This window comes from Janthinobacterium leeuwenhoeki (genome assembly GCF_051380795.1).
Lineage (GTDB): Bacteria > Pseudomonadota > Gammaproteobacteria > Burkholderiales > Burkholderiaceae_D > Janthinobacterium.
This window is the reverse complement of the sequence record NZ_JBNYXT010000002.1, coordinates 266,520-281,396: the sequence shown is the minus strand read 5'-3', so window position 1 is coordinate 281,396 and position 14,877 is coordinate 266,520. Positions and strand designations below refer to the sequence as shown.

Annotated in this window: 16 protein-coding genes and 1 pseudogene; 9 read left to right on the top strand and 8 right to left on the bottom strand. The window is 59.0% G+C overall.

Annotated features, from left to right (window positions below; translation table 11 throughout):
- Nucleotides 1-3: 3 nt before the first annotated feature.
- Both ACQ4WS_RS03195 and ACQ4WS_RS03190 read left to right on the top strand, forming a co-directional pair.
- Complete coding sequence (locus ACQ4WS_RS03195) at nucleotides 4-1,449, top strand: efflux transporter outer membrane subunit (RefSeq protein ID WP_436473645.1); 1,446 nt, start codon at nucleotides 4-6, stop codon at nucleotides 1,447-1,449.
- A 223-nt stretch (nucleotides 1,450-1,672) separates the two neighbouring features.
- Nucleotides 1,673-2,191 (top strand): fasciclin domain-containing protein, encoded by a 519-nt coding sequence (locus ACQ4WS_RS03190; RefSeq protein WP_436473644.1) that lies wholly within the window; start codon nucleotides 1,673-1,675, stop codon nucleotides 2,189-2,191.
- A 68-nt stretch (nucleotides 2,192-2,259) separates the two neighbouring features.
- On the opposite strand, the gene ACQ4WS_RS03185 is transcribed toward ACQ4WS_RS03190, so the two are convergent.
- The 3 genes from ACQ4WS_RS03185 to ACQ4WS_RS03175 form a co-directional block, all read right to left on the bottom strand.
- On the bottom strand, nucleotides 2,260-2,523 hold the full coding sequence (locus ACQ4WS_RS03185) for a hypothetical protein (RefSeq protein ID WP_436473584.1): 264 nt from the start codon (nucleotides 2,521-2,523) through the stop codon (nucleotides 2,260-2,262).
- A gap of 47 nt (nucleotides 2,524-2,570) precedes the next feature.
- A complete protein-coding gene (locus ACQ4WS_RS03180; protein WP_436473582.1) occupies nucleotides 2,571-2,915 on the bottom strand; it encodes a hypothetical protein in 345 nt (114 codons plus the stop codon).
- A 226-nt stretch (nucleotides 2,916-3,141) separates the two neighbouring features.
- Nucleotides 3,142-3,462, bottom strand: coding sequence for a hypothetical protein (locus tag ACQ4WS_RS03175; RefSeq protein WP_436473581.1), 321 nt, complete (start codon nucleotides 3,460-3,462; stop codon nucleotides 3,142-3,144).
- Between the two features lie 149 nt (nucleotides 3,463-3,611).
- Between ACQ4WS_RS03175 and ACQ4WS_RS03170 the strand changes: the two are divergent.
- A pseudogene (locus ACQ4WS_RS03170) lies at nucleotides 3,612-3,931 on the top strand (DNA polymerase ligase N-terminal domain-containing protein); the annotation flags it as partial.
- Nucleotides 3,932-4,101: 170 nt separating this feature from the next.
- Here ACQ4WS_RS03170 and ACQ4WS_RS03165 read toward each other — a convergent pair.
- A complete protein-coding gene (locus tag ACQ4WS_RS03165; protein WP_436473579.1) occupies nucleotides 4,102-5,076 on the bottom strand; it encodes an SDR family oxidoreductase in 975 nt (324 codons plus the stop codon).
- Between the two features lie 127 nt (nucleotides 5,077-5,203).
- Here ACQ4WS_RS03165 and ACQ4WS_RS03160 point away from each other — a divergent pair, with 127 nt between their 5' ends.
- From ACQ4WS_RS03160 to ACQ4WS_RS03135, 6 genes are all read left to right on the top strand, one after another.
- Nucleotides 5,204-5,785 (top strand): TetR/AcrR family transcriptional regulator, encoded by a 582-nt coding sequence (locus tag ACQ4WS_RS03160; protein ID WP_436473577.1) that lies wholly within the window; start codon nucleotides 5,204-5,206, stop codon nucleotides 5,783-5,785.
- A gap of 67 nt (nucleotides 5,786-5,852) precedes the next feature.
- The gene (locus tag ACQ4WS_RS03155) at nucleotides 5,853-7,505 is read left to right on the top strand and encodes a SulP family inorganic anion transporter (protein WP_436473575.1); all 1,653 of its coding nucleotides are present in this window, start codon (nucleotides 5,853-5,855) and stop codon (nucleotides 7,503-7,505) included.
- The gene (locus ACQ4WS_RS03150; RefSeq protein WP_436473574.1) at nucleotides 7,502-7,891 is read left to right on the top strand and encodes an Imm1 family immunity protein; all 390 of its coding nucleotides are present in this window, start codon (nucleotides 7,502-7,504) and stop codon (nucleotides 7,889-7,891) included. The genes ACQ4WS_RS03155 and ACQ4WS_RS03150 overlap by 4 nt, the downstream gene beginning before the upstream one ends.
- 1 nt (nucleotide 7,892) lies before the next feature.
- Entirely contained in the window at nucleotides 7,893-8,159 is a 267-nt protein-coding gene (locus tag ACQ4WS_RS03145) for a hypothetical protein (protein WP_436473572.1), read from the top strand.
- Nucleotides 8,149-8,526 carry a DUF2750 domain-containing protein gene (locus ACQ4WS_RS03140; RefSeq protein WP_436473570.1) on the top strand — a complete coding sequence of 126 codons (378 nt, stop codon included), beginning with the start codon at nucleotides 8,149-8,151 and terminating at the stop codon, nucleotides 8,524-8,526. The genes ACQ4WS_RS03145 and ACQ4WS_RS03140 overlap by 11 nt, the downstream gene beginning before the upstream one ends.
- Nucleotides 8,519-8,650, top strand: coding sequence for a hypothetical protein (locus ACQ4WS_RS03135; protein WP_436473568.1), 132 nt, complete (start codon nucleotides 8,519-8,521; stop codon nucleotides 8,648-8,650). The genes ACQ4WS_RS03140 and ACQ4WS_RS03135 overlap by 8 nt, the downstream gene beginning before the upstream one ends.
- Before the next feature lie 46 nt (nucleotides 8,651-8,696).
- On the opposite strand, the gene ACQ4WS_RS03130 is transcribed toward ACQ4WS_RS03135, so the two are convergent.
- From ACQ4WS_RS03130 to ACQ4WS_RS03115, 4 genes are all read right to left on the bottom strand, one after another.
- Nucleotides 8,697-9,176: a GNAT family N-acetyltransferase gene (locus ACQ4WS_RS03130; RefSeq protein WP_436473566.1), complete on the bottom strand. Its 480-nt coding sequence runs from the start codon at nucleotides 9,174-9,176 to the stop codon at nucleotides 8,697-8,699.
- Between the two features lie 72 nt (nucleotides 9,177-9,248).
- Nucleotides 9,249-10,268: a T6SS immunity protein Tli4 family protein gene (locus ACQ4WS_RS03125; RefSeq protein WP_436473564.1), complete on the bottom strand. Its 1,020-nt coding sequence runs from the start codon at nucleotides 10,266-10,268 to the stop codon at nucleotides 9,249-9,251.
- An 89-nt stretch (nucleotides 10,269-10,357) separates the two neighbouring features.
- A complete protein-coding gene (locus ACQ4WS_RS03120; RefSeq protein WP_436473562.1) occupies nucleotides 10,358-12,280 on the bottom strand; it encodes an esterase/lipase family protein in 1,923 nt (640 codons plus the stop codon).
- The gene (locus ACQ4WS_RS03115) at nucleotides 12,277-14,874 is read right to left on the bottom strand and encodes a type VI secretion system Vgr family protein (protein WP_436473560.1); all 2,598 of its coding nucleotides are present in this window, start codon (nucleotides 14,872-14,874) and stop codon (nucleotides 12,277-12,279) included. Before ACQ4WS_RS03115 ends, ACQ4WS_RS03120 begins: the two co-directional genes overlap by 4 nt.
- Between the last annotated feature and the right edge of the window lie 3 nt (nucleotides 14,875-14,877).

Genomic DNA, 14,877 nt, shown 5'->3' with positions numbered 1-14,877 from the left:
GCCATGGCAGCCGCCGTCTTGCTGGCGGCCTGCGCGGCGCCGGAGTTCAAGCAGCCGCAGATCGAGACGCCGGCGGCGTTCAAGGAAGCGCAAACCTTGCCCGCCGTGCAGACGGCAGCCGACGGCACGCGCTGGAAGCAGGGCGTGCCAGCCGAGCGCCAGGCGCGCGGCGAATGGTGGCTGGCGTTCAATGATCCGGCGTTGACCGGCTTGATTAACGAAGCCACGCAGGCGAATGCCAACCTGGCTGTCGCCGCCGCCCGCGTCAAGCAGGCGAGGGCGATTGCCGGCATCGCCGAAGCGGACCGCATTCCGCAAGTGGGTGTCAACGTGGGCGGCCAGCGTAACCGCGCTTCCGCCGTGTCGCTCGGCTTGCCGAACGGCGCGCCGGTGGCGGCCACGAATGTCTACCAGGCCAACCTGACGGCCAGCTACGAAGTCGATTTGTTCGGCAGAGTGGCGGCTAACGTCAGCGCCTCGCGCAGCGATGCGCTGGCCGTGGAAGCGACCTACCGCTCGGTGCTGCTGTCCTTGCAGGCCGACGTGGCGCAGGCGTATTTCCAGCTGCGCGCCACGGACGCCGAACTGGCGACCCTGGAACAGACGGTACGCCTGCGCGAGGAAAGCGTGCATGTGAACCAGCGCCGCTATGACCTGGGCGACATCGGCGAATTCGATTTGTCGCGTGCCCGCACGGAGCTGTCGACGACGCGCGCCGAAGCCATTGGCTTGCAGCGCCAGCGCGCCACCAGCGAGCATGCGCTGGCCGTCCTGCTGGGCAAGCCGGCCGCCAGCTTCACGGCGAGTGTGAACCCGCTGCAGGATAGCGGCTTCCTGCCCGTGATCCCGGCCGGCATGCCGTCGTCCCTGCTGGAGCGCCGTCCCGACATCGCTTCGGCACAGCGCACCATGGAAGCGTCGAATGCGCGCATCGGCGTGGCGAAATCTGCCATGTTCCCGGCCTTGACCCTGAACGCATCTGGCGGCGGCGCGTCCGATACCTTCTCGGACATCTTCAAGTGGAGCAGCCGCTCCTGGCTGCTGGGCGCCCTGATGTCGATGCCGATCATCGACGGCGGACGTAATAAAGCTGCCGTGAGCCGCAGCGAAGCGCAACTGGAAGAGTCGGTGGCGACGTATCGCCAGAGCGTGCTGCTGGCCTTCGCCGAGGTGGAAGACAACCTGGCCGGCCTGCGCATCCTGTCTGGCCAGACGCAGCAGATCGACGCAGCCGTCGTTTCGGCGCGCCGCTCGGCCGACCTGGCGCAAAAGCTGTACGACGCGGGCCGTTCCAGCTACCTCGATCTGCTCGACGCGCAGCGCAACCTGGCGGCCATCGAGCGCAACGCCGTGCAATTGCGCGGCAACCGCGCCGTCACCACGGTGGCGCTGATCCGCGCCCTGGGCGGCGGCTGGGGCGAGACGGAGCCGCAAGTGGCGGCCAACTAGTTTCCCGGCACCGCGGGCTGGGTCATTCCGGCCCGCGACGCGGGAGTCTTTCGAGAACGGCGTCGTGCACTGCACGGCGCCGTTTTTTTGTTTTCTGCAATTTGAATCCGTTTGCGGACAGGCCGCGTAAATACTCCTGCAATCACGCAAACGCAGTCATCCAGGAGATATCATCATGCGCACCTTTCTTCCCGCAGCACTACTTGTCACCTCCATCACTTCCATGCTGGCCGCCAGCGCCCCGTTTGCCGCCGACATGACGACCATGGTGGGTGGCCAGAGCATGTATCCATCCAAGGACATCGTCGACAACGCCGTCAATTCGGCCGACCACACGACCCTGGTCGCTGCCGTCAAGGCGGCCGGTCTGGTCGATACGCTGAAAGGCAAGGGCCCGTTTACCGTCTTCGCGCCGACGAATGCCGCGTTTGGCAAGCTGCCGGCCGGCACCGTCGATACCCTGGTGAAACCGGAAAACAAGGCGACCCTGACGAAAATCCTCACCTACCACGTGGTGCCCGGCAAATACGACTTCAAGGCGCTGGCGAAGGAAATCAAGATGCATAACGGTAAAGCCACCTTGCCCACGGCCAGCGGCGGCAAATTGATGTTCGCCATGAACGGCATGCACAACATCGTGGTGATGGATGAGGGCGGCAACAGCGCCAACATCAGCACCTATGACGTGTACCAGTCGAATGGCGTGATCAATGTGATCGACACGGTGCTGATGCCGAAATAAGCGAACTAAAAAGCGGACGAAAAAAAAGACAGGGAAAACCCTGTCTTTTTTACTTGGTGTCGCCGCGATTACTTGGCTGGCGCTGCTGACGTTGCCGGCACTGCTGGTTCTGCAGGCGCTGCCTTGTCGGCTGGAGCGGCTTTCTTCGCCTTGTGGTGCTTGGCTTTCTTGTGCGCCGCTGGCTTGACGGCTGCTGCCGGTGCTTCGGCCTTGACGACAGGGGCGACGACAGGAACCGGTGCCACTGGCGCGACTGGCGCGACGGTCGGCGTCTGGGCGAAAGTGGCGGTGGTGAACAGGCTGGCGATCAGGGTGGCGATAACTTTTTTCATTTTATTTAATATCCTTGGTATGGCGTGGTCAGTATGGTGTGTCGGAATTACTTGGCAGGAGCCGCTTCGGCGGTGGCCGACGCCAGTTTTTCGTCCGCCTTGGCCTTGGTTTTCTTGGCCTTGTGGTGCGCCTTGGCTTTCGTGGTGGCCGCCTCCGCTTTGGCGCTGGCCACATCCGTTTTCGCGGCGACGACAGCCTTGGCTTCTTTGGCATCGGCTTTCACGACGGCTTGCGCTTCCTTGGCGTCGGCTTTCACGACAGCCTTGGTGTGGGCCGCTTCCACTTTGGCGGGCACCGATGCTGTGGGAGCGGCAGGGGTTTGGGCGAAGGCAGCGGTGGCGAACAGGCCGGCGATCAGGGTAGCAGTCAGGTTGAAAATGCGTTTTTTCATGGTGCAGTCCTCAGTGGTGGTTTGTTTGGTATGTCTGTTCGTGCCGGGATGATTCCCGTGTCACTGAGCAGAAAACGCGGCCCGGAAGGTTACGGTTGACCTTGTTTACACTTGCTTACAATAAGGTGATTTAAGCGACGTTAATTGTAAAAGTCGGCATGAAAATGCAAAAAGACAGCCGAAGCTGTCTTTTTACATGCTGCCTCCCGCAATGGCGCGGTGGCGATTATTTGGCTGCTGCGGTCGCTTCAGCCTTGTCTTCGGCGGCTTTCGCCTTGGCCTTGCTGGCTTTGTGGTGGGCCTTGGCCTTGGTAGCTTTGGCGTCGGCCTTGGCGCTGGCGATATCGGCTTTCGCATCGGCGGCGGCGACTGCTTCTTTCGCATCGGCTTTCACGACGGCCTTGGTTTCCTTGGCTTCCGCTTTTGCCACTTCCTTGGTGTGCTGGGCTTCGGCCTTGGCCGGCACGGCTGGCGTTTGAGCAAAGGCTGCGGTAGCGAACAAGCCAGCGATCAGAGTAGCGGTCAAGTTGAAAATGCGTTTTTTCATGTTGCAGTTCCTCAAGAAGTGGGGTGGTAGTTCAGGAGATGCATTTCCCCTGTTACTGAGGCAAAAACGCGCCGTGCGGCAATGGCGTTGACAGCGATTCAGGCTAATTACAAACACTTACATTTGCCGGGGCAGGCACTTAAGCCGCCTTGCAAGCCGATCAAGCCAAGCGTAATTTCGCTGTCACGCCCGAGCCTGCGGATGGTGGCGAGGAGGCGGGCGAGATGCTCACCTTCGTCATCCAGAAGCACTGGGCCAACCGTTTGGACGATGATTTCCGCCTGGAGCTGGACGGTACGATGAAAAGCCGGGCCGTGCCGAAAGGGCCCAGCTACGGTCCGCGCGACAAGCGCATGGCGGTGCAGGTGGAAGACCATCTTATTTTTAGGCGGGTTTTGACGGCATGATCCCCGAAAAACAATATGGCGCGGGCAAGGCCATCATCTGGGACAAGGGGACTTGGCAGCCCCAGCCGCCTCGATTCTCTGGCCGTTGATGCCAGTCCGTTCGCGGGCAAGGCGTGCGCCGGTCCAGCATGGATAAATCCAGTTCATGCTCGAGGCCGGCGGAAATCAGCTCGACGGGGATGTGCGCGAGGCCGTAGCTGATGGCGCCTTTCCACAGTGCACGCGCCATGGCCTAGTTCCCCACGCTGCCGGTGACGGGCAGGATGATGCCCGTGATGTAGCTGGAACAGGCGGGCGAGGCCAGGAAGACGTAGGCGGGCGACAATTCCTCGGGCTGGGCCGGGCGGCGCATGTCCGTGTCGGCGCCGAATGTCCTGATGTCCTCGGGCGACTTGTCTGCGGGATTCAGCGGCGTCCAGACGGGCCCGGGCGCGATGGCGTTCACGCGGATGCCCTTGTCGAGCAGGTTGCCGGCCAGCGCCATGGTAAATGCATGGATGGCGCCCTTGGTGGTGGAATAGTCGAGCAAGTGCTTCGAGCCTTGCAAGCCCGTCACGGAGCCCGTGTTGATGATGGACGCACCGCGCTGCAAGTGGGGCAGCACGGCCTTGGCCATGTGAAAGTAACCGTACACATTGGTTTTCATGGTGAGGTCGAAGCGCTCCTCGCTCAGGTCCAGCAGCGATTCCGCATGCTCCTGGAAGGCGGCATTATTTACCAGCACGTCGATATGGTTGAACTTGGCCAGCACCTGACTGACGGCGTCCTGGCAAAAGCCCTGCTCGCGCACGTCGCCGGCAATCAATAGGCAGCTCTGGCCTTCCGCTTCCACGTAGCGTTTCGTTTCGTGGGCGTCCACGTGTTCGTTCAGGTAAATGATGGCCACATCGGCCCCTTCGCGCGCATACAGCACGGCCACGGCGCGGCCGATGCCCGAATCGCCGCCCGTGATGATGGCCACCATGCCGGCCAGTTTGCCGCTGCCGCAGTAGTCTGGCGCCAGGAAACGGGGCTTCAACTGCATCTGCGCTTCGATGCCGGGCTTGTCCAGGTGCTGGGCTGGCAGGGGCGGGGCAGGCTGGCTGCGGCTGCCTGTCTGCACGGGCTGCTTGCTTTCCTGGCCTGGCTTGGCGGCATCGCGGCTATCCTGCTCCTGCTGTATGCTGCGCTGCAAGTTACCGGCGGACTGATCCTTGTTCTCGTTCATGCTGGCCTCCCTGGAAACGAAGATTCAGTATCGGCGCGGCACCCGTATCCAACGGTGCGCTTGCTAACAGAGTGGCGCAAACAGGCGTAAAGTTATATGATGATCGACATCAATGTGGGAGGGCAGCATGAAAGTAAGCAGGGGACAGGCGGCGCTGAACCGCGAGCGCATCGTGGACGTGGCGGCCAGGTTGTTCCGCGAAAAAGGCTATGACGGCATCGGCGTGGCCGACCTGATGAAGAACGCGGGCCTCACGCATGGCGGCTTCTATGGCCATTTCGCCTCCAAGGAAGCCTTGATGATCGAGGCTTGCCAGCATGCGCTGGAGAAATCGCTGGAAGGCTGGCGGGCGATGGTCGCCAGCGACCCGCAGCGGGCGCTGCCGGCCATTATCGATAACTATTTGACCACCCGGCACCGCGACCAACCCGGCAGTGGTTGCCCGGCGGCGGCCATGGGCGTCGACGTGGCGCGCATGTCGCCCGGCGCGCGTCCCGCCTTTACCAAGGCGACGCAGCAGCAGTTCGCGCTGCTGGAAGGCTTGCTGCCCGACAGCGTACCCGATTGCACGCAAGAGCGGCGGCGCCAGCAGGCAATCGCCACGTTTGCCGCCATGGTGGGCGCCATGGTGCTGGCCCGTTCGGTCGATGACGAAGCCCTGTCGGCGGAAATCCTCGCTGCCGTGAAGGCGCAATTGCTGGCGCACTAAGCACGCCCCCCTGTCAGCCGGCCTCGTCGCATGATAGGCTTCGGTTTTCAGATTTTGGGATTTCATCATGCTGCTCTGGCTCAGGCAATACCGGCGTCCTCTGTTGGCCGGGGACATCACTGCCGGTATCGTTGTCGCCATGATGATGGTGCCGCAAGGCATGGCTTACGCGCTGGTGGCGGGCTTGCCGCCCGTGGTGGGCATCTACGCCAGCATCTTGCCGCCCCTGCTGTACGCCTTGTTCGGCAGCAGCATGACGCAATCGGTGGGCCCCATGGCCATCGTCTCGCTGATGACGGCCGCCGCCCTGGCGCCGCTGGCCGACCCCGGCTCCTCCTTATATATCGTGCTGGCCGCGCAGCTGGCCTTCATCAGCGGCCTGGTCCTGCTGTTGTGCGGCGTGCTGCGCCTGGGCTTCATGGCCAGCTTTTTGTCGCGCCCCGTGATCAGTGGTTTCAGCAATGGCGCGGCGATCCTGATCATCTGGGGCCAGATCACGCCCTTGCTGGGCGCCACCTGGCCGCACTGGCATGCGCCCAGCCTCGTGCTTGGGCTGTCCGGCCTGCTGTTCCTGTGGCTGGCCAAGCGCTACGCGTCGCGCCTGCTGCAGCGCTGCGGCTTGAACAAGGTGGCGGCCGACGTGGGCGCGCGCCTGGCGCCGATGGTATTGGTGCTGGCCGGCATCGCGCTCGTCGCCTATGGCGGCCTGGAAGCGATGGGCGTGCAGACGACGGGCCACGTGCCCAGCGGCTTGCCCGGCCTGAACCTGGCCACCTCCAGCGCCCATTGGCGCACCCTGTTGTCGCCGGCGCTGTTGATCGCCTTCATCATCTTCCTGATGAGCATGTCCGCCGCCCAGACACTGGCGCAAAAACGCGGAGAAAAACTGCACACGAATCGTGAACTGCTGGGCCTGGGCGCGGCCAACGTGGCCAGCGCGCTGTCGGGCGGCTTTCCCGTCACGGGCTCGATTTCCCGCTCGGCCGTCAATTTCCAGGCGGGCGCCAACACGCCCTTGGCCAGCATCATCACGGCCGGGTTGCTGGCGCTGGCGCTGGTGGCGCCCACGGGCTGGCTGGCCCTGCTGCCGCTGCCGGTGTTGGCGGCCACCATCATCTTTGCCGTGAGCAGCCTGCTGGACTGGGACACCTTGAAATTGTCATGGCGCTACGACCGCAGCGATGCGCTGGCCCTGCTGGCGACCACGGCCGGCGTGCTGGTGCTGGGCGTGGAAGCGGGCGTGGTGATCGGCGTGCTGCTGTCGATGGGCACCCTGATCTGGCGCGCCAGCCGTCCGCACATCGCGGTGCTGGGGCGTATCGCGAATAGCGAGCACTTCCGCAACGTGGAGCGCTACGAGGCGCAAACCTTGCCCGACGTCTTGCTGCTGCGCATCGACGCTGGCCTGTTCTTCGGCAACGTCGAAGCCGTCACGGAGCGCGTGGAAGACGAGTTGCGCGGCCACCCGACGGCGCGCCACCTGGTGCTGGTGCTGTCGGCTGTCAACCAGATCGACAGCACGGCCTTGCTGGGCTTGATCGAACTCAACAGCGCGCTGATCAAGCGCGGCATCAGTCTCAACCTGGCCGAAGTGAAGGGGCCCGTGATGGATCGCCTGCGCCAGAGCAGCCTGCTGCAAGACCTGAGCGGCAAGCTCTACCTGAGCACGGCGCTGGCGACCAACGATTTGAGCGGGAAAAAGAGTGGAGAACCGGCATGACGATGGAATTGAATCTGCACGGTGAGCCGCGTGTGCTTGACAGCGTGCTGGCGCTGGAACAGGCGCTGCAGGAAGCGCGTGCGCTGGCGCAATGCGAACTGTGGCTGACCAGGGCCACGGACGCGGAACGGGGCCCGGCCCTGTGCATGCTGCGCAATGGCGGCAATGCCTGGCTGATGTATCTGTCGGGGCAGGATGAGTTGAGTTTTCACTCGCTGGGCGACGAGGAGGCAGACGGCGTTTGCAGCTACCTGCTGTCCAACGGCCAGGTGGACGAGTATCCGGAAGCATGGTGCGTGGAGGTGGAACAATGCCAGCGTGCCTTTGTCGCGTTTTTCAGGACACGCGGCGCGCGGCCTGCCAACATCGCATGGGAGGCGGATTGAGATGCTGCAAACCACGCAAACCATCATCGTCGACATCGACCGGGACTTGCTGGCCGCGCTGGACGCCAGGGCAGGTTTGCTCACGCTGCGCTACCAGGCCAACGGCGTGACGGCTGCGCAAGTGGCCACCTTGCTGCATGAATGGCGTCCGTCTATGCAGGACGGCCCGCTGGAAGACGTGATACTGGACGCCCTCGACATGGTGACGGGCTGGTGCGGGCCGCAGCTGCGGGTATGGGATGGGGTAGGAGACAACCGTGCATCCTGACAAGTTCAAGCAGGTGGCGGGCCTGTCGTCCGCCGAACGCCATGCCTATTTTGTGCGCAAGGTAGCCGATACGCAAGAAGTATGGGGCTTGTGCCACGACGGCTGGTCCACGGCGCAAGTCGATGGCAAGGTCGCCATCCCGTTCTGGCCGGAAGCCGCGTTTGCGCAGGCGTGCGCCAGCGGCGACTGGGAGCATTTCCTGCCGCGTGCCATCGCGCTTGGTGATTTCCTGAACAAGTGGCTGCCTGGCATGGCAAGCAATGGCCAGCTGGCTTCCGTGTTTCCCGTGCCGCAAGGCGGTGCCAGCATCGCGGCGCCGGCCGACCTGCTCACCAATCTGCGAGATGAAGTCAGACAATATGAATAATCAGGAAGAACGCCTCGACGCCTGGTACGACGGCTCGGCCATCTGCCTGATCGCCGTCGACGCGCAGGACGATCCGCTGGATCTGGGCGACAACGAAGTGCGCGCCCTGATCGCGAAACTGTAGCACTGCCTGGCCGAGTCCGAAGCTGCTGCGACAGGCGATTGACGGCTCAGGCGGCCGCGAGCGTCTTTTCCATCGCCACGCTGGCCAGGCTGATGCCGCTGGCATGCGCATACGCTTCCTCGCGCAAGACAACAAAGCCGGCGGCCCGGTAAAACGGCACGGCGTTCAGCGATGCAGACAGCTGCAAGCGCGCCATGCCGCGCTCGCGCGCCAGTTGCTCCAGCGCCGCCAGCAAGCGCTTGCCGATGCCCAGGCCCGCACGGGCCGGATCGACGAATACGGCATCGACTTCGTGTTTATCCGCATCGAGCATGGCGTAGCCGGCAATGGCCTCGTCCTGCATCGCCACGATGCCTCCACCGGCAACCAGCATGGCCGCATAAGAGTCCGGCACGGGCGAGGCCGTCCACACGGCGATCTGTTCGGGCGCATAGTGCGTGGCGCAACTAACGCGCACGGCCACCGTGCGCAGGGCCCACAGGGCGTCGATGTCAAAGGGCAGGGCGGGGCGCAGGGTGATGGGCATGGAAGCTTCCCAGGCAAAAGCAGCATGCTAGCGCAATGGCTGGCATGGCGCCAGCATGAGCTAATCCAGCGGTCATTGCGCCGGCTTGTCCGCATCGATGTAGTACGAGCCAGGCGGCGCACCCGGCACTTTCACCCGGAACTTCAAGCCGGACAGCAGCTTGTCCCACAAGGCGATGGCTTCTTCGTCCGTCAGCGACGCGGCTTCGGCGGCGCCGACCATGTTGTGGGCGACTTTGGTGTACATCTTGACTTCCAATACTGATGGATTTGCGATGTCTTTCGGTTTGCCTACCAATGCCCATTCAAAATCATGTACTCCATCAGGGCGCAGGATGAGTGACTCTTCCCCCTTCCAATGCTGAACGTCCCGCTTCCCTTCGCGTAACAAGTTTCGCTTGGGATAAGTCGCTCCCTGTATGTCTTTTGCACTCTGTATGCGGCTGAGCAAGGATAATTCGCCACGCAGGCGCTTCTCAAATTCTTCTGAAGAGTAATCGCCGTATGCATCCTTGTTGGAACTCACCGAAAAAGTTATATCAGGAATACTTGGAAAATGAATTCCGACGTTATCAATTTCTTGCTCTTTATATAAGCTTTCTACCAGGAAGCCATGTTCGAAGCAAACGCCAGGATCTGAAGGAATTTCCTCCGTATCACGCAACCGTATGTTTTTTGCGAGAAGCAGCTGTCGACGAGCAATTTCTTCTTCTCGTTCACCGATATCCACATCTACAGCATCTCCAGCAATAAATGTAAAATTTCCTTTTGTAATATAAGTTTTAAAAAATAGAAATTTCATTTCCTTCGCATGACTGCTGTTGTAATAGCGTAATTGCCAGCTATTTTTAATTGGCCCTTCAAGGTTGTATGTGATTTCTGCGCTCTTATTTTTTTTTAAAATTTCTTCTATGTCTTTTTTTATTTTAAAATGTAAATTATCGGATGTTATTTTTTCAACGTCAATAGTATTGCTTCCAATAATAAGTTTTGATTCGACAGGAACTTTCAAGGCGTAGCGGCCGAAACATAATAATTTAGTTTCTGAAAACATTTTTTCTAATCGCCCATTCAATTTCGTTTTTTCAGACACGATTTCCTCCTTGGTTATAGAGTTTTTTGTGCAAGAAATTATGGGAAAAAATATGACAATTATTAAAATATATTTAATAAAAATTGGTTTCATTTTTTATCCCAATTTGCCAATTTTGCAATTTGAATTATGGAGTAAAGCATAGATGCGAGCACGTTTTTGTTCAAGTAACTATTTTGGTGTTCATAGCCGCTACCATCTGCTAATCCATGACGAAAAATATTTCCTGTAATATGGCGGGCAGATCGGATTGCTGGAACTGTTTCATCTCCAAGTTCTTTTGCAGGCTGCAACTTGAGTTTTAGTATGCGTGATCCAGTTTGAACGGTTAGGATTCCTTTTGCATCATCGTTGATTAGTTTCCATTTCTCTGCATGAGGAGGAGTGAATTTCTTAAAAAAATCTGTCAGTCCACCACCCATACCGTCAGTAACTTTGAAGATTACCTCGCCATAAGATAGGTAGTCTTTTGATTCGCAGTAACTAGCGTATGTTTGTTTGTGGAAGTATTTTTCGATGGACTGTGAAAATGCAAAAGCATCTTTTATTCGCTGGGTTACATTTTTTAGTCCGCCACCTTTTTCATTGGAAATGTTTGCTGGATTTACCCACATTGGATTAATAAGGCGCCACCAATTATTGCTTGGTCGTAGATAAATGCTATCGAGTGCGTTCTGATCTTCTTGCGGCCAGCTCCATAAAATTTGATCTTTGTCGTCCACAACTTTAAGCCAATTCGCTCCGTAGGCAACGCTCGGCATCATTTCCAATGCAGCTGGAGCATTTGCTACCATTGCAGTTGCATGCTCTCCGTCAATTCCCAGAACTTGTGCCGTCTTTTTATTGAATGGGCCAGATTTTTCCAGAAAACCGAAGCGCATACGTTTATAGGCGCTTGCCGCACCTATCGACGGCATGACGTTATGATAGACGCCAAGTACTTTTACTTCCTTGTCGTTAACAAGATTTCCATAACTTGGATGCATTAAGGTGCGGGCAAGCAGACCTCCCATGCTATGTGTGACGAGAATGACCTCTTCGCATTTGAATCCGCAGCCCACATAGCCTTTGACAAGTCCACGTATCCGCTCAGCGATGACGCCAGCAGAGGTAGCATTGCTCTGCAAGAAGTTGTAGCCCATGGCGTGAACAGGATACCAGCATGGAGATATTTTGTTTAGATCAGCCTCGGTAATTGCAGCACCGGATGTGGCACCGAATGCGCTGGGTGCTTGTAGCACTAATTTTGAAATTTCAGGATATGGACCTTGATTTTTCTTAGAGTGAATGTCTCTTATCTGCCAATGGGGAAGAATATTTTTTTCTCTGACAATGTTATTCATGAAAAATTCCGCAGTCTTTAGCATTTCACCATAAGCCCCAATAAAAAGTATCTCGCTCCAGCCGCGCCAACGTGCAATTTGTGCCGGTGTTTCACGCAAGGCTGGGGGCAAGGTGGTATCTAATATGCCTGGAATGTTGTGCCTTGCATTCTTTTTTATTTTTCTTGGACTAATGGCAATCAATGGCGGCACTCCAGCAAAATCATGTGGAATGTTGGTGTGACGAAAATCGGAAAGTCCTGTGAGGCTTCCACTAGGTTCAAATCTTCCCTGATTTGTGCTGTAAATATAATATTCGACTTCGGTTTCATTTGGGTCAAGGGCCATCTGTCGATCTCTCGGTGATGCATTTTTATACCATCCACCGATGCCATAACCTTCTACGACACTCCATTTTCCGGCCACGCTCATCATGTCATCTGGCCTCCAGGAGATGTTATCGCTTTTGTCCAGCTCTTTCTGGCGTACCTTGCTCATGCGTAAATTACTACCCATCACGCCTGGTAAAAAGATGATAGGAATTATTTTCCCAGGGGGAATGGTTACGTCATGACGGATCGTGTCGTTGATTTCTGTCATATTGACGGTGTATTCAGCCCACCCACCAACAGTCTGCCGAAACTCGCCTTGATGATTGCCATGCTCATTCAAATCCGTATCGTCATTCATGGAAGTTCTCCCTTATAGCGTATTGTGTAGCTATCCATGCCGTCTCCTTTCTGTACTGGGGTGAGCCCGTCACTGCTACTCTTTTCACTGATTCTGTGGCCATCTTCGCGTATTAGCTCAAAGGCTATATCGGGGGCGGGTGTGCCATCGACTTCCAGCAGTCGGACTGCCTGATCAAAAAGAGCTACTGGCCGCTCATTAAATTCCTGCGACACGCTCTTCGGCGCCAAGGTTTCCAAGTTGCCGTTGAAGAGCACGGGCGAGGAGGTGAAGAACTGCACCTTGTCGCTGATTTCCAGCATGTGCTTGGCGCCGTGCAGGCGGATGCCTTTTTTGCCCTTGATGTTGACCCAGTCCGCTTCGCTGATCAGCGACAGCACTTTCCGGGCGAGGATTTCCACCTCGTCGCTGTGCGCTTCGATGGACACCTTGCCGCTGGCCGCAATCAGTTTCATGCCGGCCTTGTGCACGAACAGGCTGAAGCTCCTGGCGATGCTGGCGAACATGCTGTCGCCGCTGGCGAGTGAAATATGCTTGCTGCTGGTAAGCGCCACATGCTCGCTGGCGGCCAGATGGAGGGACTGAGCCGTGCTCAGCTCGATGCCGGCCGGACTGGCCAGCAGCAGATGCGGCTCGGATAGCTCCGGGAAATCGCCGCCGGCGCCTTTGATGGCGGCATTTTGCCGCTGGATGGACTCGGCCACGGCGCCTTGTTGCGCTGCGCTGTCCTGCGCGCCCGCGTCGACGGCCATGCCGCCCAGTCCCTCTTGCAGTTGGCGTGCCTGCGCCAGGCGTGCTTGCGTTTCGTCGAGCTGTTTGACGGATCCCGTTCCTGTTGATGTTTCTGTGGTGATCAGCATGCCTTTGGCAGCGCGCAGGGTGCCCCAGGCATTGCTGGCCAATTCAAAGCCCACGCCGCGCGCTTCCTTGCGTCCGGCGTTGTCGTCGATGCGGGTGATGTTGCCCAATGACAGACGGCTATCCTGGTGCTCGCTGCGCAGCTGTGCCTGGATCGCTCCCTTGGTATCGTCGAGCACCAGGTGGTTGGCGCTGCGGGCGCCCAGTTCGCGGCTGCGCACGCCCGACAGGGCGCGCTGCTGCGGCAGTTGCCACGGCGGCGGATTGTCGCTGTTATAGACCACGCCGATGACGATAGGGTGGTCAATATTGCCGTCCTGGAATTGCACGACGACTTCCTGCCCCACGCGCGGCAAGGCGATTTGCCCCATTTGCGGCCCCGCCATTGGCATCATGACGCGTATCCATGGCGAGCTGCGTTCATCGAATGTACCCAGGCGGTCCCAGTGAAATTGCAGGCGGATGCGTCCCAGGGCATCGGTATGGATTTCCTCCCCGGCCGGCCCGACTACCAGCGCCGTCTGCACGCCGGCAACGATGCATGGCGTGCTGTTGTAGCTGCGGCCCGGCCGCCAACGGATGTCGCGGCGCACGCACAGCATATTGTTGACATAGTGGGAAGGTGCGCTGGGGCCAGCCTGATAGTTATTGCTGGCGCTATGCAGCACTGACAGGATCAGGTATTCGCGTTCGGCGATACTGTCCGGGCGCTCCTGGCCAGGCTGGCAGCGTTTTTCTTCGGCGCTGAAATGGTCATCGAGCCGGAAGCAAAGGCCAGGCTGTGCGCCACGATGATTGCCGCCCGCCTCGAAATACTGGCGCAGATGGTCGCTTTCCTCCATGCGGCGCTGTGCCAGAGCTTCTCCATCATCGACATTTTTATAGCCATAAGCGCCCGTGTTTTCGTACAGTTCGTGGGCAAATACATCGCCCTGGCGATTCAGGGAATAGCCGCTGGCAAGGCGTGGCTGCGGTTTTTTGTAGTCGAAACTGGCCAAGGTCAGCTGCCCGGAGCCGATCCTGCGCACGGCTTGCCACTGTTGCAAGCCATCGTCTTCCATGGAACCCGATGCGGCGTGAAAGCGCATGGCGCCGTCGCCGGACGCCGTATCGATGATGTCAGCGAAGGTGCTGTTATCTGCGAGCCACAGCGTATGGCCATCGGCGCGGTGCGCGTACCAGTAATGCCAGCCCAGCGCCTCCCAGCGCCGGTGCAGATGGTTGTAGTCGGTTTCGTTGTGCTGGTTGGCGCAAGTGATCTGTGGGTCGTCGCCATGGATACTGGTTTTCCAGTCGCGCTGTGCGTAGTGGCTAAAGGTCGTCTCGGTCAGCTGCATCACGCTTTGGCCATGAAAGGAGACATTGTCCTGGCGCAGCCGGGCGAAGGCCAGCCATGGTTGCAGCACCATGCGGTACCAGGCAAAGCCGCCATCGGCGCGCAGCAGGCAAAACTCGCCCACATAGCCGTTAAAGTGGCGCAGCGTGCCATCGTCGCGCAGCATCGAAATGGTCACCATGCGGCCCAGCATGGCCTTGAGCGCAATATGCGCGTCATCGGACAGCAATTCGGCCTCGAAGCAGAAGTCGCGCGATACTTCTTCCCTGGCAGTCAGCGAATTGACCAGCAGGATGGCGCCCTCCGGCCCATCTGCATGGGGGAAATCGATCTTCAGCAGGCGCCGTTCTTGCGCGGCGAGGTCGAAGGCCGACAGTGCCGCGTGGATGCTTGCATGCATGGC

Bases quoted from the DNA above. Each gene is read 5' to 3' on its own strand.
- ACQ4WS_RS03190 (WP_436473644.1), top strand. From the start codon at position 1,673: ATGCTGGCCGCCAGCGCCCCGTTTGCCGCCGACATGACGACCATGGTG.
- ACQ4WS_RS03185 (WP_436473584.1), bottom strand. From the start codon at position 2,523: ATGAAAAAAGTTATCGCCACCCTGATCGCCAGCCTGTTCACCACCGCC.
- ACQ4WS_RS03160 (WP_436473577.1), top strand. From the start codon at position 5,204: ATGAAAGTAAGCAGGGGACAGGCGGCGCTGAACCGCGAGCGCATCGTG.
- ACQ4WS_RS03145 (WP_436473572.1), top strand. From the start codon at position 7,893: ATGCTGCAAACCACGCAAACCATCATCGTCGACATCGACCGGGACTTG.
- ACQ4WS_RS03180 (WP_436473582.1), bottom strand. From the start codon at position 2,915: ATGAAAAAACGCATTTTCAACCTGACTGCTACCCTGATCGCCGGCCTG.
- ACQ4WS_RS03175 (WP_436473581.1), bottom strand. From the start codon at position 3,462: ATGAAAAAACGCATTTTCAACTTGACCGCTACTCTGATCGCTGGCTTG.
- ACQ4WS_RS03165 (WP_436473579.1), bottom strand. From the start codon at position 5,076: ATGAACGAGAACAAGGATCAGTCCGCCGGTAACTTGCAGCGCAGCATA.
- ACQ4WS_RS03195 (WP_436473645.1), top strand. From the start codon at position 4: ATGGCAGCCGCCGTCTTGCTGGCGGCCTGCGCGGCGCCGGAGTTCAAG.
- ACQ4WS_RS03155 (WP_436473575.1), top strand. From the start codon at position 5,853: ATGCTGCTCTGGCTCAGGCAATACCGGCGTCCTCTGTTGGCCGGGGAC.
- ACQ4WS_RS03150 (WP_436473574.1), top strand. From the start codon at position 7,502: ATGACGATGGAATTGAATCTGCACGGTGAGCCGCGTGTGCTTGACAGC.
- ACQ4WS_RS03135 (WP_436473568.1), top strand. From the start codon at position 8,519: ATGAATAATCAGGAAGAACGCCTCGACGCCTGGTACGACGGCTCGGCC.
- ACQ4WS_RS03115 (WP_436473560.1), bottom strand. From the start codon at position 14,874: ATGCATGCAAGCATCCACGCGGCACTGTCGGCCTTCGACCTCGCCGCG.
- ACQ4WS_RS03130 (WP_436473566.1), bottom strand. From the start codon at position 9,176: ATGCCCATCACCCTGCGCCCCGCCCTGCCCTTTGACATCGACGCCCTG.
- ACQ4WS_RS03120 (WP_436473562.1), bottom strand. From the start codon at position 12,280: ATGAATGACGATACGGATTTGAATGAGCATGGCAATCATCAAGGCGAG.